General features: G+C 60.9%; 15 protein-coding genes and 1 pseudogene. 9 read left to right on the top strand and 7 right to left on the bottom strand.

The genetic code is table 11. The features are described 5' to 3' along the window. Positions 1–140: 140 nt before the first annotated feature. The gene (locus tag NKJ09_RS18825; protein ID WP_023720700.1) at positions 141–1,208 is read right to left on the bottom strand and encodes an acyltransferase family protein; all 1,068 of its coding nucleotides are present in this window, start codon (positions 1,206–1,208) and stop codon (positions 141–143) included. A gap of 325 nt (positions 1,209–1,533) precedes the next feature. On the opposite strand from NKJ09_RS18825, the gene NKJ09_RS18820 reads away from it, so the two are divergent. From NKJ09_RS18820 to minE, 9 genes are all read left to right on the top strand, one after another. Next, on the top strand, positions 1,534–3,084 hold the full coding sequence (locus tag NKJ09_RS18820) for a GumC family protein (protein WP_352494487.1): 1,551 nt from the start codon (positions 1,534–1,536) through the stop codon (positions 3,082–3,084). Between the two features lie 8 nt (positions 3,085–3,092). Next, on the top strand, positions 3,093–4,199 hold the full coding sequence (locus tag NKJ09_RS18815) for a glycosyltransferase (protein ID WP_352763290.1): 1,107 nt from the start codon (positions 3,093–3,095) through the stop codon (positions 4,197–4,199). Positions 4,200–4,457: 258 nt separating this feature from the next. Then, positions 4,458–5,456, top strand: coding sequence for a LacI family DNA-binding transcriptional regulator (locus tag NKJ09_RS18810; RefSeq protein ID WP_352494544.1), 999 nt, complete (start codon positions 4,458–4,460; stop codon positions 5,454–5,456). Then, positions 5,453–6,970 (top strand): sugar ABC transporter ATP-binding protein, encoded by a 1,518-nt coding sequence (locus tag NKJ09_RS18805; protein ID WP_352494489.1) that lies wholly within the window; start codon positions 5,453–5,455, stop codon positions 6,968–6,970. Before NKJ09_RS18810 ends, NKJ09_RS18805 begins: the two co-directional genes overlap by 4 nt. Continuing rightward, positions 6,970–8,022, top strand: a complete 1,053-nt coding sequence (locus NKJ09_RS18800; RefSeq protein WP_352763288.1) for an ABC transporter permease — start codon at positions 6,970–6,972, stop codon at positions 8,020–8,022. The genes NKJ09_RS18805 and NKJ09_RS18800 overlap by 1 nt, the downstream gene beginning before the upstream one ends. A gap of 107 nt (positions 8,023–8,129) precedes the next feature. Beyond that, positions 8,130–9,131, top strand: a complete 1,002-nt coding sequence (locus tag NKJ09_RS18795) for a substrate-binding domain-containing protein (protein ID WP_352494490.1) — start codon at positions 8,130–8,132, stop codon at positions 9,129–9,131. 233 nt (positions 9,132–9,364) lie between these two features. Then, the gene (minC, locus tag NKJ09_RS18790; RefSeq protein WP_031194495.1) at positions 9,365–10,084 is read left to right on the top strand and encodes a septum site-determining protein MinC; all 720 of its coding nucleotides are present in this window, start codon (positions 9,365–9,367) and stop codon (positions 10,082–10,084) included. A gap of 19 nt (positions 10,085–10,103) precedes the next feature. Next, on the top strand, positions 10,104–10,919 hold the full coding sequence (gene minD, locus NKJ09_RS18785) for a septum site-determining protein MinD (protein WP_023720708.1): 816 nt from the start codon (positions 10,104–10,106) through the stop codon (positions 10,917–10,919). Further along, the gene (gene minE, locus NKJ09_RS18780) at positions 10,916–11,188 is read left to right on the top strand and encodes a cell division topological specificity factor MinE (protein WP_023720709.1); all 273 of its coding nucleotides are present in this window, start codon (positions 10,916–10,918) and stop codon (positions 11,186–11,188) included. Before minD ends, minE begins: the two co-directional genes overlap by 4 nt. Before the next feature lie 181 nt (positions 11,189–11,369). On the opposite strand, the gene NKJ09_RS18775 is transcribed toward minE, so the two are convergent. From NKJ09_RS18775 to NKJ09_RS18750, 6 genes and pseudogenes are all read right to left on the bottom strand, one after another. Beyond that, positions 11,370–12,689 carry an ABC transporter substrate-binding protein gene (locus NKJ09_RS18775; RefSeq protein WP_023720710.1) on the bottom strand — a complete coding sequence of 440 codons (1,320 nt, stop codon included), beginning with the start codon at positions 12,687–12,689 and terminating at the stop codon, positions 11,370–11,372. Between the two features lie 95 nt (positions 12,690–12,784). Continuing rightward, positions 12,785–13,633 carry a carbohydrate ABC transporter permease gene (locus NKJ09_RS18770; RefSeq protein ID WP_352484059.1) on the bottom strand — a complete coding sequence of 283 codons (849 nt, stop codon included), beginning with the start codon at positions 13,631–13,633 and terminating at the stop codon, positions 12,785–12,787. Then, positions 13,630–14,547: a carbohydrate ABC transporter permease gene (locus NKJ09_RS18765; protein ID WP_051409714.1), complete on the bottom strand. Its 918-nt coding sequence runs from the start codon at positions 14,545–14,547 to the stop codon at positions 13,630–13,632. Before NKJ09_RS18765 ends, NKJ09_RS18770 begins: the two co-directional genes overlap by 4 nt. A 19-nt stretch (positions 14,548–14,566) precedes the next feature. Then, on the bottom strand, positions 14,567–15,658 hold the full coding sequence (locus NKJ09_RS18760; protein WP_023720713.1) for an ABC transporter ATP-binding protein: 1,092 nt from the start codon (positions 15,656–15,658) through the stop codon (positions 14,567–14,569). A gap of 50 nt (positions 15,659–15,708) precedes the next feature. Next, a complete protein-coding gene (gene arfA, locus NKJ09_RS18755; protein WP_023720714.1) occupies positions 15,709–17,220 on the bottom strand; it encodes an arabinosylfuranosidase ArfA in 1,512 nt (503 codons plus the stop codon). 184 nt (positions 17,221–17,404) lie between these two features. Beyond that, positions 17,405–17,583: pseudogene (locus NKJ09_RS18750) on the bottom strand (transcriptional regulator); the annotation flags it as partial.

Below are 17,583 nucleotides of genomic sequence, written 5' to 3'. Positions count from 1 at the left end.
AGGTATTCAAACGGCATTCCGGCCACGAGATCCATTCAAGAGACTGCCGAACGGATGCGGCGTGTGTGTTGTCAAAATATGCCGGGCCATGCGTTTGCCACAACCGTTAAGTTCGATGCCCGGACGTTTGCACGGTCTCCTTATTTGTTCCCCGTGGCAGCGTAAGGAAGCGATGTGGCTCTAACCTTCCTTCTGCCGTTCAGAATGAGAAGAATCGGCTTCTCGATCATCTGGTGGATCACCAGGCTGGCTATGCAGGCAGTCACGATGCTGACCACCGAGACCAGCAACACTGTTGCCGGATGGTCGTAGCCGATGGTGCGCCTGGCCAGGTAGGCTACGGCGCCGATCACGAAGATATGCGACAGGTAAAGCGCGTAGGAGGCGTTGCCGAGCTCTTCGAGCAGGCTCCAGTGCTTCAGTTTCGGTTCCAGAATGAGGCCAAGGTGAAGCAGGCTGGCGGCCCACATTACCTGCCCCGCGAAGCTGATCTGGCTCATCAGCGGCGTGCCGTCATCGACGAATGCAAGCAACACGCCTGCAGCGGCCATAGGGCCGAGTAGCCAGACATGGCGTGTGTCGGAAGCAAAGCCGCCGTCCAGATAGCGCCGGCCTATCCACATGCCGACGACGAAGGCCACCGGCGAAGCGTTCAGATAGAACTGGAGAACAGGGTTGGTGGGAGCTATCAACAGCCCGGCCAGCCACATCGCAATGAAAAAGACCGTCAACACAAATGCGCGCGCGGTCACCGATAGGAATGCGAGCACCGCGAATGCGATATAGAAATAGGCCTCATAATTGAGCGTCCAGCCGAGTGACAAAATTGGGCTGACGCCATCTCGTTCCGGCGCTTGGTGGACAACGAAGAACAGCGACTGGAGATAATGGGGCCACGTAAAGACGGTCTTCTGGAAGAGACTTGGTGCAAGAGCTGCCAGAAGTGCGGCGACGCTTGTGAAAAGCCAGTAGAGGGGGATGATCCGGATCGCTCGGCGTTTCAGGAAGGTTGGAGCAGAGAAGGGACCGCTCCCCGTAATATAGACCATTATGAATCCGCTAATGACGAAGAACAGAATGACACCAAGGCGGCCCGCAGTCACGATAATCGGATTATCTATGCCGATCTGGTAGGAAAAAGCGTGCGCGAACAGAACCAACAAAGCGGCGCAGGCGCGAAGATACTGGACCGAATAGAATTTCGTCACGTTCCTCTCCTGCAATTGCAGGCGACTGACGCCATCCTGCAGGTCGCGGTCAGTGCTTCAGATGTCATTCAAAAGGCATTGCCATCTTTTCAATACAACCGCGCCGTTAAGTGCGCGTTACCGATTTCATGAAAATCACTCACCGGTTGCGGACGCAAATCGGGCGACGGCAAGAATGCGCGCCAAATTCTGGGCAACGAATCCCTTCAACGTCCGCCGGACGGAAGGGGGGATGAACGGCAAAATGGGCCAGCTTGGAAAATAAGATATTAACGATGTTTCTGTAGAGCAGGCCAAGCGTAACGATTTAACAAGGGTTGTCACCATGTCTGCCGGTTCCGGCACACCCCCCATCTCCGCGACGGCTTCCAATAACAGTGCGTTCGCGCGTATCGCCAATGCGCGGCGCAGGGCGATGCTGCAACAGCATGACCCAGTCGCGGCGCGCAGCTCCGCACCGGTGACGCCGCAACCATCCGAGCCTGTCGCGACGGTGACCCTGGACAAGATCGGCGATTTCCTCGAGCTCGATTTTCGACGCCTGTTCATCTGGCTGCGGGCCGGTCTCGCCCTGGCGTTCATGCTGGCGGTAATCGGCGGCATTGTCGGCGGCGCCTATGCATTGCTGAGCAAGCAGCGTTACACCGTCACGACAGAGGTACTCATCAACCCCTCCAATTTGCAGGTTGTGGAAAACGACCTCTACTCACAACCGGGCCAGGTCGATAGCCAGCTGCTCAACACACGCAGCAAGCAGCGCATCTTGACCTCGGGCAACGTGCTTTCCCGTGTGGTGGACGAACTGAATCTGACTCACGATCCAGAGTTTTTCGATCCAGACCGGAGCACGTCTACGTCTGGCGCGGTGGCGAAGCCCGACCCGAAGCTTATCGCCTTGAAGAACCTGGCGGACCGGGTAAACGCCGCTGCGGACCCAACCTCGTTTGTCACAACCCTCTCGGTATCCGCGGAAACCACTGCCAAAGCGATCCTGATCTCGCAGGCCATAGTCAAAAACTTCCAGGAAGAACTGGCCAAGGCCGAAGCTGCCGGTGCCGGCCGTGCCGCGGCTGCCCTCGACAGCCGGCTTGGCCAACTCAAGAGCGACGTCCAGGCAGCCGAAGAGAAGGTCGAGAGCTACAGGCGCAGCCACAACCTGTCCTCCAGCAATGGCCAGCTCGTCAGTTCGCAGACGATGACGCAGCTCAACGGCGAAATCGTCGATGCGCAATCGCGCGTGATCGCCGCGCAGGCAAGCTACGACGCCCTGGTTGCCTCCGGTATAAATGGGGCCAATCCCGACCCCACGGTTTCGGAAGCGCTCGCGGCGCTGCGCGAGAGGTCAAACAGCCTGCGACAGCAGATCGACTCACAGTCGATGACCTTCGGTCCGCGCCACCCGACGATTGTCAGGCTGAGGACGGAGCTCGAGACCGTCAACTCGCAACTCCGAGCCGAGTTCTCCCGCACCGTCGGAACGGCAAAGTCCAGCCTGGACAAGGCCAGGGCCTCGTTGGCCTCTCTCAACGCCAGGATGAACGATCTGAAGAGCAACGTTTTCACCGACAGCGAATCCGAAGTCGCCCTGCGTGAGCTTGAACGCGATGCGGCCTCGAAGAGAGCGGTCTATGAGAGCTTTCTGTCACGTGCGCGCCAAATCAGCGAGCGCGAGCAGATCGACACCACAAACGTACAGGTGATTTCGACCGCGGTGCCCCCGCCAGGGCGCTCATGGCCCCCGCGCACTGCCCTGGTGGCAGGCGCAGGAGCGTTCGCAGGCTTTGCCCTGGGCATGCTGCTGGCCATTGGCATGGGCATTATCCGCGACATGCGCCGGCCGCCGAACAGATCAGACCTTGCTGCCAGCCGAGCCTGAAGCAAGGCATGGCGAAGCGCATCGTTTTCCACATCGCCAGCCTGCGAGGCGGCGGCGCCGAGCGTGTCTTCGTCCTGATGGCAAATGAAATGGCGTCGCGTGGCCACGAGGTCACGCTTTTTACCTGGAACGCGCAAGGGCCTAACGCGGCGCTGCGCTCCGCCGCCGTGCATCTGGTCGACTTCGGCCTTCTCTTGCGCGGCGAGGGTTACGCCAAGTCGGCGACGCTAAAAGGCATCGTGCGAAGCGCAAATTTGTTCCGCCGCCTTGATCCTGATGCGGTCTATAGTGCCCCGGAATTCGCCAATCTGGTCATGGCGCTGTCACTCATGTTGGCCAGAAGCCGCGCAAAATTCTTTCCAAGCTTCCACGCCGCCGCCTCGCTGCCTGCGAGCGGCCTCGGCGCGAGGCTGGCGATCTGGCTTTCCGCGCTGGTTGCAGCGCGCGCGACCAAAGCCATCGCCGTTTCGGCGGGTGTCGGCCGTGACATCATCGCCCGCGGCTTCCCCGAATCCAAGGTCGTGGTCATCAGCAACCCGCTGCCGCCGGCTGAAGCACCGCAGGGGACTTCCTATGCCTGGCAGGCAAAATTGGCAGCGATGGGATATGGCCCGGTCATCGCCACGGCCGGGCGCCTGGTGCCGGTCAAGGACCACCGGACTTTGCTGCGGGCCTTCGCTGCCCTGCGCGCCGGCCGCCCTGCCCGGCTTGTCATCTTCGGCGAAGGTCCGCTGGCTGCCGAATTGCACGCCTATGCCGAAGAAACCGGCATAGGCGGGGAAGTGCTCTTTGCCGGCTACGTCAACGATCCGGCAGCCTGTTATGCCGCAGCCGATCTGTTCGTCCTTACATCCACCAGCGAAGGCTTTGGCAACGTGTTGGTCGAGGCCATGGCTGCCGGTGTCCCGGTAATCTCCACCGATGCTCCGTATGGCCCGCGCGAGATACTCGGTGACGGCCGTTTCGGCACCTTGGTGCCGGTCGGTGACGCCGCAGCCCTGGCGAAGGCGATGGCCGAGATGCTGGACCACCCCACCCCTGCTGCCGTCCTGAAAAGCCGGGCGGCGGATTTCGCAGTCGACAAGATTGGCGATCGGTACGAAGCCTTGCTCTAGTTGTCGCGCCCGGCCAACAGATCGCGGTGGCATCCAGCCGCAGCTGATGGCCGGCACGGAAGTCCTGGCTGATTTCGGCGCAAGCAAGTCACATCAAGCCAGAAAACCGGTTGCGCAAACGTTTCGATGGCGCTAGCTTTCGGAAAGTCACAACGGCCGCCCAGGCGGATTCAAAGATTGTGAGACTGGGAAACGCAAGATTCGAGGAGGAGCGTGCGTGCGCTTGCCCGTCACCACGTCGAGCGCGACAGCTCCGCGATGACGACGATCGTCGAGGTCGCTCGCAGGGCAGGCGTGTCGGTGTCGACCGTTTCACACGTCGTCAATCAAACCCGCTATGTCTCCCCGGCCACTGCCAGATCGGTGAGCGAGGCGATCGCTGCTCTCGGCTATATGCCCAACAGTGTCGCACGCTCGCTAAAGCTGGCCTCGACGAGCAGTGTCGGCCTGGCGATTTCGGCGATCTCAAACCCCTATTTCAGCGACATCATCTGCGCCGTCGAGACCGAGTGCGCGCGCCTTGGCCTCATGGTGTTCCTGTCGGATACGCAGGACGATTCCGACAAGGAACTGGCTGTCGTCCAGGCACTGCACCAGCGACGCGTCGACGGGATCATCCTGGCGCCCTCTGCCGCGCCGCAAGCTGCATTGCGATATCTCTCGGAACGGTCCCTGCCCTGCGTCTTGATCGACCGACTACCTGACGATCGCTTTGATCAGGTCGGTGTCGAGAATTTCGAGGCCATCCGCGCGCTGATCGACCACGTCGTGTCCTTCGGACATCGCCGCATCGGTTTTGTTGCCGGACAGCGGGGATTTGCCACCACGCTGGAGCGCATGAACGGATTTCGCGCGGCACTGGAGGCCAACGGCCTGGAGTTTGTGCCGGACTACGTCGTGACGGGAAACGCGACCACCGCCAGTGCGAGCACCGCCGCCCATGCGCTGTTGTCGCTGCTGGTGCCTCCGACTGCCCTGGTGACCGGCAACAATCTGTCGACGATAGGCGTGATGCGCGCGGTCCGTGAGCGAGGGCTCGCTGTCCCCAGGGACATATCGGTGGTCGGCTTCGACGATTTCGAATGGGCCGATTACTTCGAGCCGCGACTGACGCTGGTCGAACAGCCCTGCGAGGATTTGGGCCGGCAGGCAGCCGCGTTGCTGATTGAGCGGATTGGACTTCCAGATGGCCAACGACGCACGGTTCGCCTTGAGCCAACGCTGCGCCTGCGCGCATCCTGCGGAAGACCGGCATGACTTCGCCGCTTCTGACCATGAATGGCGTCGTTAAACGTTTCGGTGGCGTTCACGCTTTGCGCGGCGTCGATTTCGAACTGCGCGTGGGCGAGATCCATGCCCTGCTGGGCGAGAACGGCGCTGGCAAGTCGACATTGATGAACATCCTGTCCGGTGTGCACGCCCCTGACGAAGGAACGATCACGATCGATGGCGCACCGGTGCATTTTGCCAATCCGCGCGAAGCGCAGGCCGCCGGCATCGCCACGATCTTCCAGGAACTCGATCTCGTGCCTGGCCTCGATGTCGCGGCCAATCTTTTCCTCGGTCGCGAGTTGGTGAAGCCCGGCGGTTTTCTCGATGTCGCAAGGATGCGCGAAGAAGCCCGCACCCGGCTGACCGCCATCGAGTTGGACATCGATGTCGAACGGCCCGTCGGCGAACTGTCGATCGGGCATCGTCAGGTCGTGGCGATCGTCAAGGCACTGTCCTATGCATCGCGTGTCCTGATCATGGACGAGCCGACGGCGGCCCTGACGGTCAGCGAGGTGGACAGGCTCTTCACCATCATGCGCAAGCTCAGTGCCACCGGCGTGGGCATCATCTACATCTCGCATCGGCTTGAGGAGGTTCCCCAAGTTGCGGACCGGGTAACGGTGATGCGCGATGGCCGCGTGGCCGGGACGACAGCCCCGGACGCACCACAGGCCGAACTGGTCAGCCTTCTCGTCGGCCGGCCTCTGGAGGACCTTTACCCGAAACGCACACGCACCGCAGGTCGCCGGCTCCTTCATCTCAAGGACGCCCGTTTCCATCCCGCTCGAGCCAGCGCCGGCTGGCAGGTTCCCCAAAACGTTTCGCTCGACGTGCATGAGGGCGAAATTGTCGGCCTGGCGGGCGTCATGGGTGCCGGCCGTACCGAGTTGCTCAGCGCGCTCTATGGCACCGGCCTGGCCGGCCGTTGGGCCGGCACCGTCGAGGTCGACGATCGCCCGGTGCGCCTCGAGTCCATCAGAGCTGCGCGCAGGGCCGGCGTCGCCCTCGTCACCGACGACAGGCGAGGAAGCGGGCTGATGCTGCGTACAGCGGTCGGCCGCAACCTGGTCATGTCGGTGCTGCGACGAATCTCGCCGCGCGGCTTCATGTCGATTGCACGCGAAGCAGCCGCTGTGGCGCGCTCGTTCGGCCAATTCGACATACGACCGCGCAATGCGGCCATCCCGGTCGGCGCGCTGTCGGGCGGCAACCAGCAGAAGGTGGTGCTCGCCAAGGAGATCCTCGGCAATCCGCGGCTGCTGTTGCTGGATGAACCGACGCGTGGCGTCGACGTCGGCGCGAAGGCGGAAATCTATGCCAGGCTTCGCGATCTGGCATCGCAAGGCCTCGGCATACTCGTCGCCTCGAGCGAAATGCCTGAGCTGATTGGCCTATGCGATCGCATCGTGGTTCTTCGGGAGGGCCGCAACGTGGCGGAATTCGAGCGCGGCGTCGATGAACACACGGTGCTTGCCGCCGCAACCGGAAAGGCCTCCTGATGTCCGACACCAGCACGGCGGATACCGAACTGCCGAGCGGCAAGACAGCTCAGAAGCGGCGCGATCCGCTTGCACTCATCGTCCGCTTCCAGAGCCTGATCGGCTTGGTGGTCGTCGTGATCGGCGGCATCATCTTCTCGCCGCGCCGGCACGGACAGATACTGTTCATCGCCCCGGACAACATCGCCAACATCGTACGCGCCGTGTCCGAGACCGGCATCATCGCGATCGGCATGACCTTCGTCATCATCACTGCGGGGATCGACCTCTCGGTTGGCGCTTTGCTTGGCCTGGCCAGTGTCGTCACGGCCACGATGATGATCAATGGTGGCGTTGGCCTCGTGCCGACGATCCTTGCCGTGCTTCTTGCCGGCGTGGTCTTCGGTGCCGTTCAGGGCTCGATCTCGACGCGCTTCCGCCTTGAGCCCTTCATCGTCACCCTCGCGGGCCTTCAGGCCGCGCGCGGTCTGGCCCTGGTCGTCTCGGGCAACGAGTACATCAACATCTCCTATGGCGACGGACCCGGGCTTGCCCCTCCGGTATTTGCCATTCTGGGCGAGCGCTTGTTCAACAATGTGGTGCCGGTGGCAACCATCGTCTTCATCGCTTTTGCGGCGATCGCCACAGTGGTTCTCAACACGACCCGCTTTGGCCGCTATGTCTTTGCCGTCGGCGGCAATGAGCGGGCGGCGCGCCTCTCGGGCGTTCCGGTGTCCGCCGTCAAGATCACCGTCTATGCGATCACCGGCTTCGCGGCCGCTCTCGCCGGCATCGTCCATGCAGGGCAGTTCAACTTCGGCAGTGCCAATGACGGCGCCGGTTACGAACTTACCGCCATCGCCGCGGTCGTCATCGGCGGTACCAGCCTGTTCGGTGGAGCCGGATCGATGGTCGGCACGGTCGCCGGCACGATCATGCTCGGCGCGCTCGCCAACGTCCTGCAACTCAACAACATCACACCCGCCCTGCAATTGCTCGCGTCAGCCGCGATCATCATCCTGGCGGCGGTTCTTCAGTCCCTCGTCCGTCGCCGCGAAGGTCTGGTCCGTTAAGTGGGCGACATTGGAAGACCCCTGAACGCCAGCTTACCCGGCGTCGGGAGAGTGAAGCTCAGCAAACCAACAGTCGAGCCAAGGGCATCGACAGGAAGGAAACAACCATGGTTATCAGGAGCACACGCAATAGCAGACAAAGGGCCTGGCAAACGTGTCTGCTTGCCGGGACCTTTCTCGCAGCCGCCGGAGGGGCTCAAGCTGCGGAACCATTGGTCAAGGCTTGCTCCAAGACCGGCGAATTCGTAATCGGCTTTTCTCAGGCCAACAATGCCGAGCCGTATCGCCAGCACGTCAATGACGAACTCACCGCCGCCGCCAAGGCAGTGTCCCAGTTCACCTTGCAGATCGCCGATGGCGCCGGCAGCGTGAACACCCAGACCTCACAGGTCGACAATTTCATCACCCAGAAGGTCGACCTGCTGCTGATATCGCCCTTCGAAGCATCGCCGCTGACGCCGGCGGTGAAGCGGGCCATGGAGGCCGGCATCCCCGTCATCGAGCTCGACCGCAAGACGGTTGGCGATCCGGGCAAGGACTACACGGCTTTTATTGGCGGCGACAATTACAAGATCGCCTTCGAAGCCGGCAAATATACCGCCACGAAACTGCTTCCTGACGGCGGTGAAGTTGCCGTTCTGGAAGGGCTGCCCAGTTCGACCCCTGCCGTGGAACGGCTCAACGGCTTCAAGGACGGCGTCAAGGAGAACGACAAGATCAAGGTCGTCGCCGAGCAGGCGGCGGACTGGCTGCCGGACAAGGCACAGACGGCGTTCGCAGCCATGCTTCAGGCCAATCCCGATATCAAGATGGTCTACGCCAGCAACGACATGATGGCCGCCGGAGCGCGCCTTGCCGCCAAGGGCGCCGGCAAGGAAGGGCAGATCAAGATCATCGGCACCGACGGATTGCCAGGTCCTGCCGGCGGCATCCGGGCCGTTGCCGAAGGCGAATGGGCTGCAACCTTCACTTATCCGACGGGCGCCAAGGAGGCGATCGATATGGCAAAGTCGGTTCTTCTCAATTGCGCCACATCCGTCGAGCCGACGGTCACAGTTGCAACGACGGCGATCACGCCGGAAAACGCCAAGCAGATGATGGGTAACTGACAAAAGTGCCATGGCGATTGCGGTGCGGAGGTCGAATGGCACCTCCGCACCGTCGCAACGCCTCATTTCCGCCCATCGGCCGATCTTCGGCAACGGCGAGGGTCTCCAGGGTCCAATCAGATCGACCGTCGGTGCGCTCCGAAACAGCAAGAATGGAAGCCTCGGAAGGCCGCCATTAACTGTTCGTTAACCATGCCGGGCTAGCCTTAACCAATCAGTAAGGAGTCGCCTCTGTGACCTGCGTCGCTCCCATCCAAAACAAGTCCATACGCTTTCGAGCGCGCTCGTTTGTAGCCTTCACCCTCACCCCTGAGGCCCCGTTGGGGGAATGGCTGCAAAGCCTGGATCACTGGACCGAAAACTCTCCCGGCTTCTTTGCCGGTCGCCCGGTCGTGCTCGACCTGAATATGCTCAAGCCCGAGGCGGGCGAGATCGAAGATCTGGTCTCACAGCTCGCGGAGCGCGGGATTCGCATCTACGCGATCGAGGCGGACGGCAATGTTGGTCTCGATGCTGATCTGCCGCCGCTCCTCGTTGGCGCCAAGGAGGCCACCGCTGACGCGCTTTACGTGCAGCCGGACCCAAAAGCCGCCGCTGAGGCCAAGACGGAAGAGCCGGAGGCGCCGAACTCATTGATGATCAAGGCACCGATCCGCTCCGGCCAGTCGATCTTTCACCCCGATGGCGATGTGGTCATTGTCGGCTCCGTCAGTTCCGGTTCCGAAATCATCGCCGGGGGGTCGATCCACGTCTACGGCACGCTGCGTGGGCGTGCGTTCGCCGGCGCCACGGGAAATTCTGCGGCTCGTATCTTTTGCCGGAAAAATGAAGCCGAACTTCTGGCGGTAGACGGCTGGTACCGCACCGCCGAGGAGATGGACGCCTCCTCGCGAGGAAGGCCGGTACAGGCCTTTCTCGAGGACGGCGCACTTTGCGTCGCACCGCTCAACTAACAACATTGGAGGCACAAATATGGGCAAGGTAGTGGTTGTCACATCCGGCAAAGGGGGTGTCGGCAAGACGACCTCGACGGCCGCTCTCGGCGCGGCGGTCGCGAAAACCGGCAAGCGGGTGGCCCTCGTCGACTTCGATGTCGGCCTGCGCAATCTCGATCTGATCATGGGCGCCGAGCGGCGCGTGGTTTTCGATATCGTCAACGTCATTCAGGGAACTGCCAAGCTTTCGCAGGCGCTGATCCGTGACAAGCGACTCGACACGCTGTTCCTGCTGCCGGCCTCGCAAACGCGCGACAAGGATGCCCTCACCGAGGAAGGCGTCGCCGATGTCATCGACAAGCTGCGATCGGTTTTCGACTACGTCTTCTGCGACAGCCCCGCCGGCATAGAGCGCGGCGCGCAACTTGCCATGCGCTTTGCCGACGAGGCGGTAATCGTGACCAACCCGGAAGTGAGCTCGGTCCGCGATTCCGATCGCATTATCGGCCTGCTCGACTCCAGGACGATGAAAGCCGAGCAAGGTGAATCGATTGCCAAACACGTCCTCGTCACGCGCTATGACGCTGCCCGCGCTGCCCGCGGCGAGATGCTCAGCATTGATGACGTTCTCGAGATCCTGTCCACGCCTCTGCTGGGAATAATTCCCGAGAGCCAGGACGTGCTGCGCGCATCCAATGTGGGCGCGCCGGTTACGCTCAGCGAAAACACCAACCCCGCCGCACGCGCCTATATCGACGCGGCAAGAAGACTCGAGGGCGAGGACCTGCCGGTCGTTCTGCCTTTCGAGCGGAGGGGCCTCCTCGACCGGCTGTTGGGAAGGAGGGCAGCATGAACCTGCTCGATATCTTCAAGCGCCGCGGCAGCGCGCCCGTGGCGCGCGAGCGCTTGCAACTGCTGTTGGCTTACGAGCGTCGAAGCCGCAACCAGCCCGATCTCGTCTCCGTGTTGCGCGAGGAGATCATGGCGGTGATCGCCCGGCATGTTCAGGTCGACCAGGATTTCCTGCAGGTGAGCATGGATCACGGCGAAACGACGTCGAGATTGGAGATCGACATCCAGATCCCCAACAAGATCGCAATGCCCATGGCCGCGGCGTTCTAGCGGAATCCTCCAGTCAGGGCTCGCGTCGGCTGCTGCCGAGGTTGCGGCGCCGTGATTGGCGTGTTCGACCCGGTCGCCACGGGCAAGTCACGCAATAACCACTGCAACCACCGCCTCACCAAAACCCCGCGGCCGTTTCCAGCCGCGGGGGCGCCTTGGGAGGGCCTTTCGAAACCCGTGGTCAAATGTTGGCGAGCAATTCGTTGACGCGGCTTTCCATGTCGGCAAGGGCGGTGTCGACGTCCTTCTGGCCACTGATTGCTGCACTCATCTCTTCGCCGATAATGTCCTGGATCGCAAACTGGCGCTGTACGGCCGACGGCAGCGGCTTGCCGAGGTCGGCGACCGCAGAGATCGTGTTGCGATGCGGCAGGGCCTTGAAGGCGTCCGAGGTGATGACGGCCTTGTAGGCGGGCAGGTGACCGGTGCGCGACCACTCAAAGTCGTTGTCGGCGAAGAACTTCAGGAATTTGCCGATGGCCGCGATCTGTTCAGGCGTGCGGTCTTTCTGCGACACGGCCCAGGTGTGGCCGTCGGCATATTGCGCGTGGGTGCCGCCAAACAGCTGCGGATACGGATAAACCGCATAGCCGCCCTTGTTGAGCGCCGTACCCTTGGTTTCGGACTGGGCGTTGTAATCGCCGACCACCCAGGTGCCGTTGAGGTGGACGCCACCCTCGCCGGCAAGGAAGGCATTGATCGAGCCGCCATAATCGAGGTCCTTGGTGGTGTAGCCCTTCTCGAAGATCGCCTTGTACATCTCGACGACCTTCTTGGCTTCCGGCGTATTCAACTTCACATGCTTCGGATCGGCAAAGAAATCGGAATCCTGCTGGAAAAGATAAGTGTAGAGATTGCGTGTGTAGAGCGCAGTCTCATTGGTCAGGTTCTGGACGAAATAAGGCTTGCCCGTCTTCTGCTTGAACTGTTCGGCCTGGGCGAGCAGTTCCTCGGGCGACTTTGGAAAAATCGGCGTGCCGTCGGCACTGACGAGGCCGGCTTGTTTGAAAAGATCCATGTTGACATGATAGAGCATCGTCCAGCTGTCGATCGGCAGGCCATAGATCTTGCTGTCTTTGGTGGCGCCATTGCGCGCCGCGTCGGTGAAGGCGTCGGGTGTCACGCCGACTGACTTCAAGAGATCGTCGAGCGGCATCAACAGGCCCTTCGACTGATAATCCGACAGTACGGATTCATGGATCGTGACGATGTCCGGAGCGTCGCCTGAAGCGAACTGCGCGGTCAGCTGATCGTAGCCGGGCCATTCCACGGTGGTGACGTTGACGTGGACATCGGGATTGTCGGCGTTGAACTTGTTGATCAGCGAGGTGATGATTCCGCATTCGCCAACGGCTTTGGTGGGATCGGTGTTGGTGCCGAAATCGGCATCGCAGGCGCCGAAAAAGCGCTGCACGCTCAGTTCCGTGGCCGCGAAGCTTGGATTTGCGAGCATCATTGCGCCCGCAGAGACTGCGGCAAACAGCATTTTCTTCAGTTTCATATCAGTTCCTCCTACTGAGTTTCCGCCGCTCCACCCTGGATTGGCCTTCGTGCTTCAATCGCTGCGCATTCCCCCCGGCCGTCAGGCAATCTTCGTTATCTCACCGCAGCGCCGGAGACCGCCGTGACGATGTATTTCTGGAAAAACAGGTAGACGATCAGGATCGGTGCACCGGCAAACACCGCCTGCGCCATCAGGAAGCCGATGCCTTCGGACTGGGCGAAGTTGGTCTGCGTCGAGGCCATGCCGACCGTCAGCGTGAACATGTCCTTCCTCGTTGCCGAAATCAGCGGCCAGAAATAATCGTTCCACGCGCCGAGAAAGGTAAAGATGCCGAGCGTTGCCTGCGCAGGCAGCGTGAGCGGCAGAAGCACCTTCCAGAAAATCCTGAGCCGGCTGGCGTTATCGAGCATGGCGGCTTCGTCCAACTCCTTCGGGATGGCTTTGAAATACTGGGTCATCAGGAAGACGCCGAACGGAGCCGAAAGGCCCGGCAGAATGAGCCCTTGATAGGTGTTGTGGAACTTCAGCATGCTGAAGATCTGGTGACGGGCGACGAGCACGGCCTGCTCCGGGACCGCCAGGCCGAACAGCACGATCACGAACAGCACGTCTCGGCCGGGGAAATTCAGCCGTGCAAAGCCGTAGCCGGCGAGCGACGACAGGATCAAGGTGCCGAGCGTCAATCCGCCCGAGACGATGATGCTGTTGCGCACCCAGATGAACACCGACGAGGTGCCGACCGTGTTGATGTAGTTCTTCAGCGTATAGGGCGCGTGAAACACCGAATTCGGATCTGCCATCAGCTCCGCATTGTCCTTGAGTGACAGGCCGATGACCCACAGAACCGGCGCGATCATGACGATCGAAAGCAGGAGGACCAGGGCCAATAACAAATGGTCGCCAAATGCCCGTCCCTTGATGGAAGCGGCTGGAGCGCTCATGCCTGGTCTCCCCTGCTGCGTGTCACCAGGTACTGGGCCATGGCCGCGATCAGGATGAGGATGAACAGGATTTCCGATGCAGCGGCGCCCAGGCCGAGATCCCAGCGGCGGAATGCGGTGTCGTAGATGTAGAGCACGATCGGCTTGGTCAGGTTGTTCGGACCGCCCCGCGTCATCAGCCAAGCCTGGCCGAACAGCTGGAATTGCAGCACGATCTGGATAATGATCACCAGGATGAAGGTCCGCTTGATCGACGGCAGCGTGATCGAGCGTAGCGTCTGCCAGCGATTGGCATTGTCCAGCGCCGCCGCCTCGTAGATATCCTGCGGAATCTGCTGGAGCGCCGAGAGAAAGAGCATCATCGGCAGGCCGATGCACCACCAGATGGTGGCAATGGCGATGCCGACCATCGCCAGGTTGGGATCGGAAATGAAAGCCGGCGCGGTCGCGCCGAACCATCCGTAGATCGTCGACAACAGGCCGACATTCGGAATGAAGACGATGCGCCAGATCAGCGTGACGATGGTGACCGACAGCACCGACGAGGAAAAGAACAGCGTCCGCAAAACCGCAGCAGTGCGCGTCCGGCGATTGAGGCAAAGCGCCAGGAAAAGACCGATCAGCGCCAGCGTCGGCACCGTCAGCAGCACGAAGTAGAAGGTGTTCCAGATCGATTGCAGGAAGACCTTGTCGTGATACAGCCTGACGTAATTGCCGAAACCGACAAAATTTCCGGACGAGAACGTGTCGGCCTTGTGGAAACTCAGCCACATCCCCCAGAGCAGCGGGAAGAGCAGCAGCGTCGTGAAGAAGAACAAGAATGGCGCAACGAAAATGAAGTTTCGCCATTGCGGCGCATAGATGTCGGCGGTCGGCGTTCTGGCGCCGACAGCAAGCGTCGCGGTCGGGGACATCGCCAGCCGGTCAACCATCTCAGGCCTCCCTCGCATGCCAGGCGCGGCCGGTCTCATTGAACAGATGCGATTTCTGGCCGTCGAAGGCGAGCCCGATCCTGTCGCCGACGGCGACGCGACTGTTGCCGGCATCGGAACCGACTATCTGCTGGCCATCGCCCAGCCGCGCGTAGATCAGGGTGCGTTCGCCGAGCCGCTCGAGCACATCGACCACGCCATCGGCATTGCCCTGTCCGGCGGCAACGATACGGACGTCTTCCGAACGGATGCCGAAAGTGTACTTGCCATCGGTCAATTGGCTGGAGGCGATCTCGGTCTGCACCGAGATGCCGTCCGCAAACCTGGCCGTGGCGTTCTCGCCGGATTTGTTGAGCGTCGCATCAACGAAGTTCATCGCCGGCGCACCGACGAACCCTGCGACGAATTTGGTCGCCGGACGCTCGTAGATCTCCATCGGAGTGCCGATCTGATCGATCTTGCGATTGTTCATGACGACGATGCGGTCGGCGAGCGTCATTGCCTCGACCTGGTCGTGGGTGACGAAGATCATCGTCGACTGCAGGCGCTGATGAAGCTGGGCAAGTTCGATGCGGGTGCGGGTGCGCAACGCCGCATCGAGATTGGAGAGCGGCTCGTCGAACAGGAACGCCTTCGGCTCCTTGACGATCGCACGGCCGATGGCGACGCGCTGGCGCTGACCGCCGGAGAGCTGGCCCGGCTTGCGATCGAGCAAATGCGGCATTTCGAGGATGCGGGCGGCTTCGTTGATGCGCGCCTCGATGACCTTGCCTGGAACGCCGATATTCGCAAGCCCGAAGGCCATGTTGTCGCGCACCGTCATATGCGGATAAAGCGCATAGGACTGGAACACCATGGCAATGCCGCGCTTGCCCGGCGGCAGATGATCGATGCGCTCATTGTTGATGGCAATCTCGCCGCTATCGACAGCTTCGAGACCGGCAATCATTCGAAGAAGCGTCGATTTTCCGCAACCGGACGGCCCCAGGAACACGATGAATTCGCGTGCCCTTATGGAGAGCGACAGATGATCCAGCACCGTCATGGCACCGAACTGCTTGCTCACGTTTCTGATCTCGATATCGGCCGTCACGTCGACGCTCCTCCTCAGCGCTTGCGCTTGTCTCGATGATCCGCCTGAACTCAGAGCCTCAGGCGAATGACCTGGTAGGAATAGGCCGGCAGCGACAGGCTCAGCTTGCCGCCGGCGAGTGAGGCGCCCTCACCCTTCCTTGGGCCGACATTGCCTGGGTTCTCGGCCGAATTGACGGCTTTCAGATCGGCGTGCGCCACGACCCGGTGATCGACGATTTCCGCTGCGCCGAAGCCGGTGAGGTCGACCACTGTTTCGATTGCCTCGCTCGAATGGCGGTTGACGGCGAAGAAGGTGACGTGGCCGGTCTTCGTGTCGTGCACGCCGGCAATGTCGACGTAGGCGACGTCGCCCGCAACGGTGGATTTATAGGTCGGGCTTTCCACCTTGAGATCTAGCGCATTGCCGCGGCCGTAGTTAGAAGCAAACAGATAGGGATAAAAAATCGTCTGCCGCCATGCCGGGCCATTCGGAACGGTCATGATCGGCGCGATGACGTTGACCAGTTGTGCCAGGCAGGCGATCTTGACGACATCGGAACGGCGGATGAAGGTGTTGAGGATCAGGCCGACCTGCAGCACATCCTCGAAATTATAGATGTCTTCGAGCAACGGCGGGGCGAATGGCCAGCCGTCGCTGCCGCCGAGGATTTTCTTGTCCTGCTCCTTGGAATGGTACCAGACGTTCCATTCGTCGAACGAGATGTAGACCTGCTTGTTGGAGCGCTTCTTGGCCTTGATATAGTCGATGACGCCGGCGACCGAGACAATGTAGTCGTCGAGCTTTTCGCTCATGGCGAGATAGTTCGAAGCGTCGTTGGCTTCGTTGTCGAAATACATGTGCAGCGAGATGTAGTCGACCTCGTTGTAGGTATGGTCGAGAACCGTCGCTTCCCATTCAGGGTAGGTCGGCATCTTGGCATTCGAAGAGCCGCAGACCACCAACTCGAGCGACTTGGAGAAGGCGCGCATTGCCTTGGCCGTCTCATGCGCTAAGCGGCCATACTCGTCCGCGGTCTTGTGGCCGATCTGCCAGGGGCCGTCCATTTCATTGCCGAGGCACCAGAGCTTGACGTCGAAGGGCTCCTTGCGGCCATTGGCGATGCGTTTGTCGCTCCATTTACTGCCGCCGGGATGGTTGGCGTACTCCAGAAGGTTGCGGGCTTCGTCAAGGCCGCGCGAGCCGAGATTGACGGCAAGCATCATCTCGGTGTTGGCGGAGGTGCACCAATCGGCAAATTCGTGCAGGCCGACTTCGTTGCTTTCCGACGTATGCCAGGCGAGGTCGAGCCGCACCGGGCGCTCTTCCTTGGGGCCGATGCCGTCTTCCCAATTGTAGGCGGAGACGAAATTGCCGCCGGGATAGCGGACGATCGGAACATTAAGTTCTCTGACGAGATCGATGACGTCCTGACGCATGCCATTGGCATCCGCCGTCGGATGGCCTGGCTCGTAGATGCCGGTATAAACTGCCCGCCCGAGATGCTCGATGAAGGATCCGTAGAGCCTCGGATCGATTTCCGAGACAACATAATGCGGATGTGCCGTAACGGCTGCCTTCATGCATTCCTCCCATCGATATCACAAACGATGATTTAAATCATCTTGCCCGATATCAAAGAGGAATTGGCAGCTCTTCGTCAAGCCAAAATAGCCAAAAGTAGGACAATTAGACGAAGGTTTTGGCTCAGCAGAAAGCCAGTTCATTGAAATTGCTGCGTTATCTACAGAACCCGGTTTCATGATATCAACCAGTTTTGATCCGGAGCAGGATGTCCTGATCGTAATTTCCAAAGCCCTTGCCGAAAATGTTGATCCCGCCGGGGCGCTTGGCGTCGTCCTTGACGCCGATACGGACGCGGATTGAATGATGGCTCTTCAGATCGAGTGCGGCGAGGCCGGTTTTGGAAATCCTGAGGCCGTCGA

It is taken from the genome of Mesorhizobium sp. M0189 (assembly GCF_040322135.1).
In the GTDB taxonomy this organism is placed as follows: domain Bacteria; phylum Pseudomonadota; class Alphaproteobacteria; order Rhizobiales; family Rhizobiaceae; genus Mesorhizobium.
The sequence above is the reverse complement of the archived record's forward strand: the minus strand, read 5'-3'. Positions and strand labels throughout refer to the sequence as shown.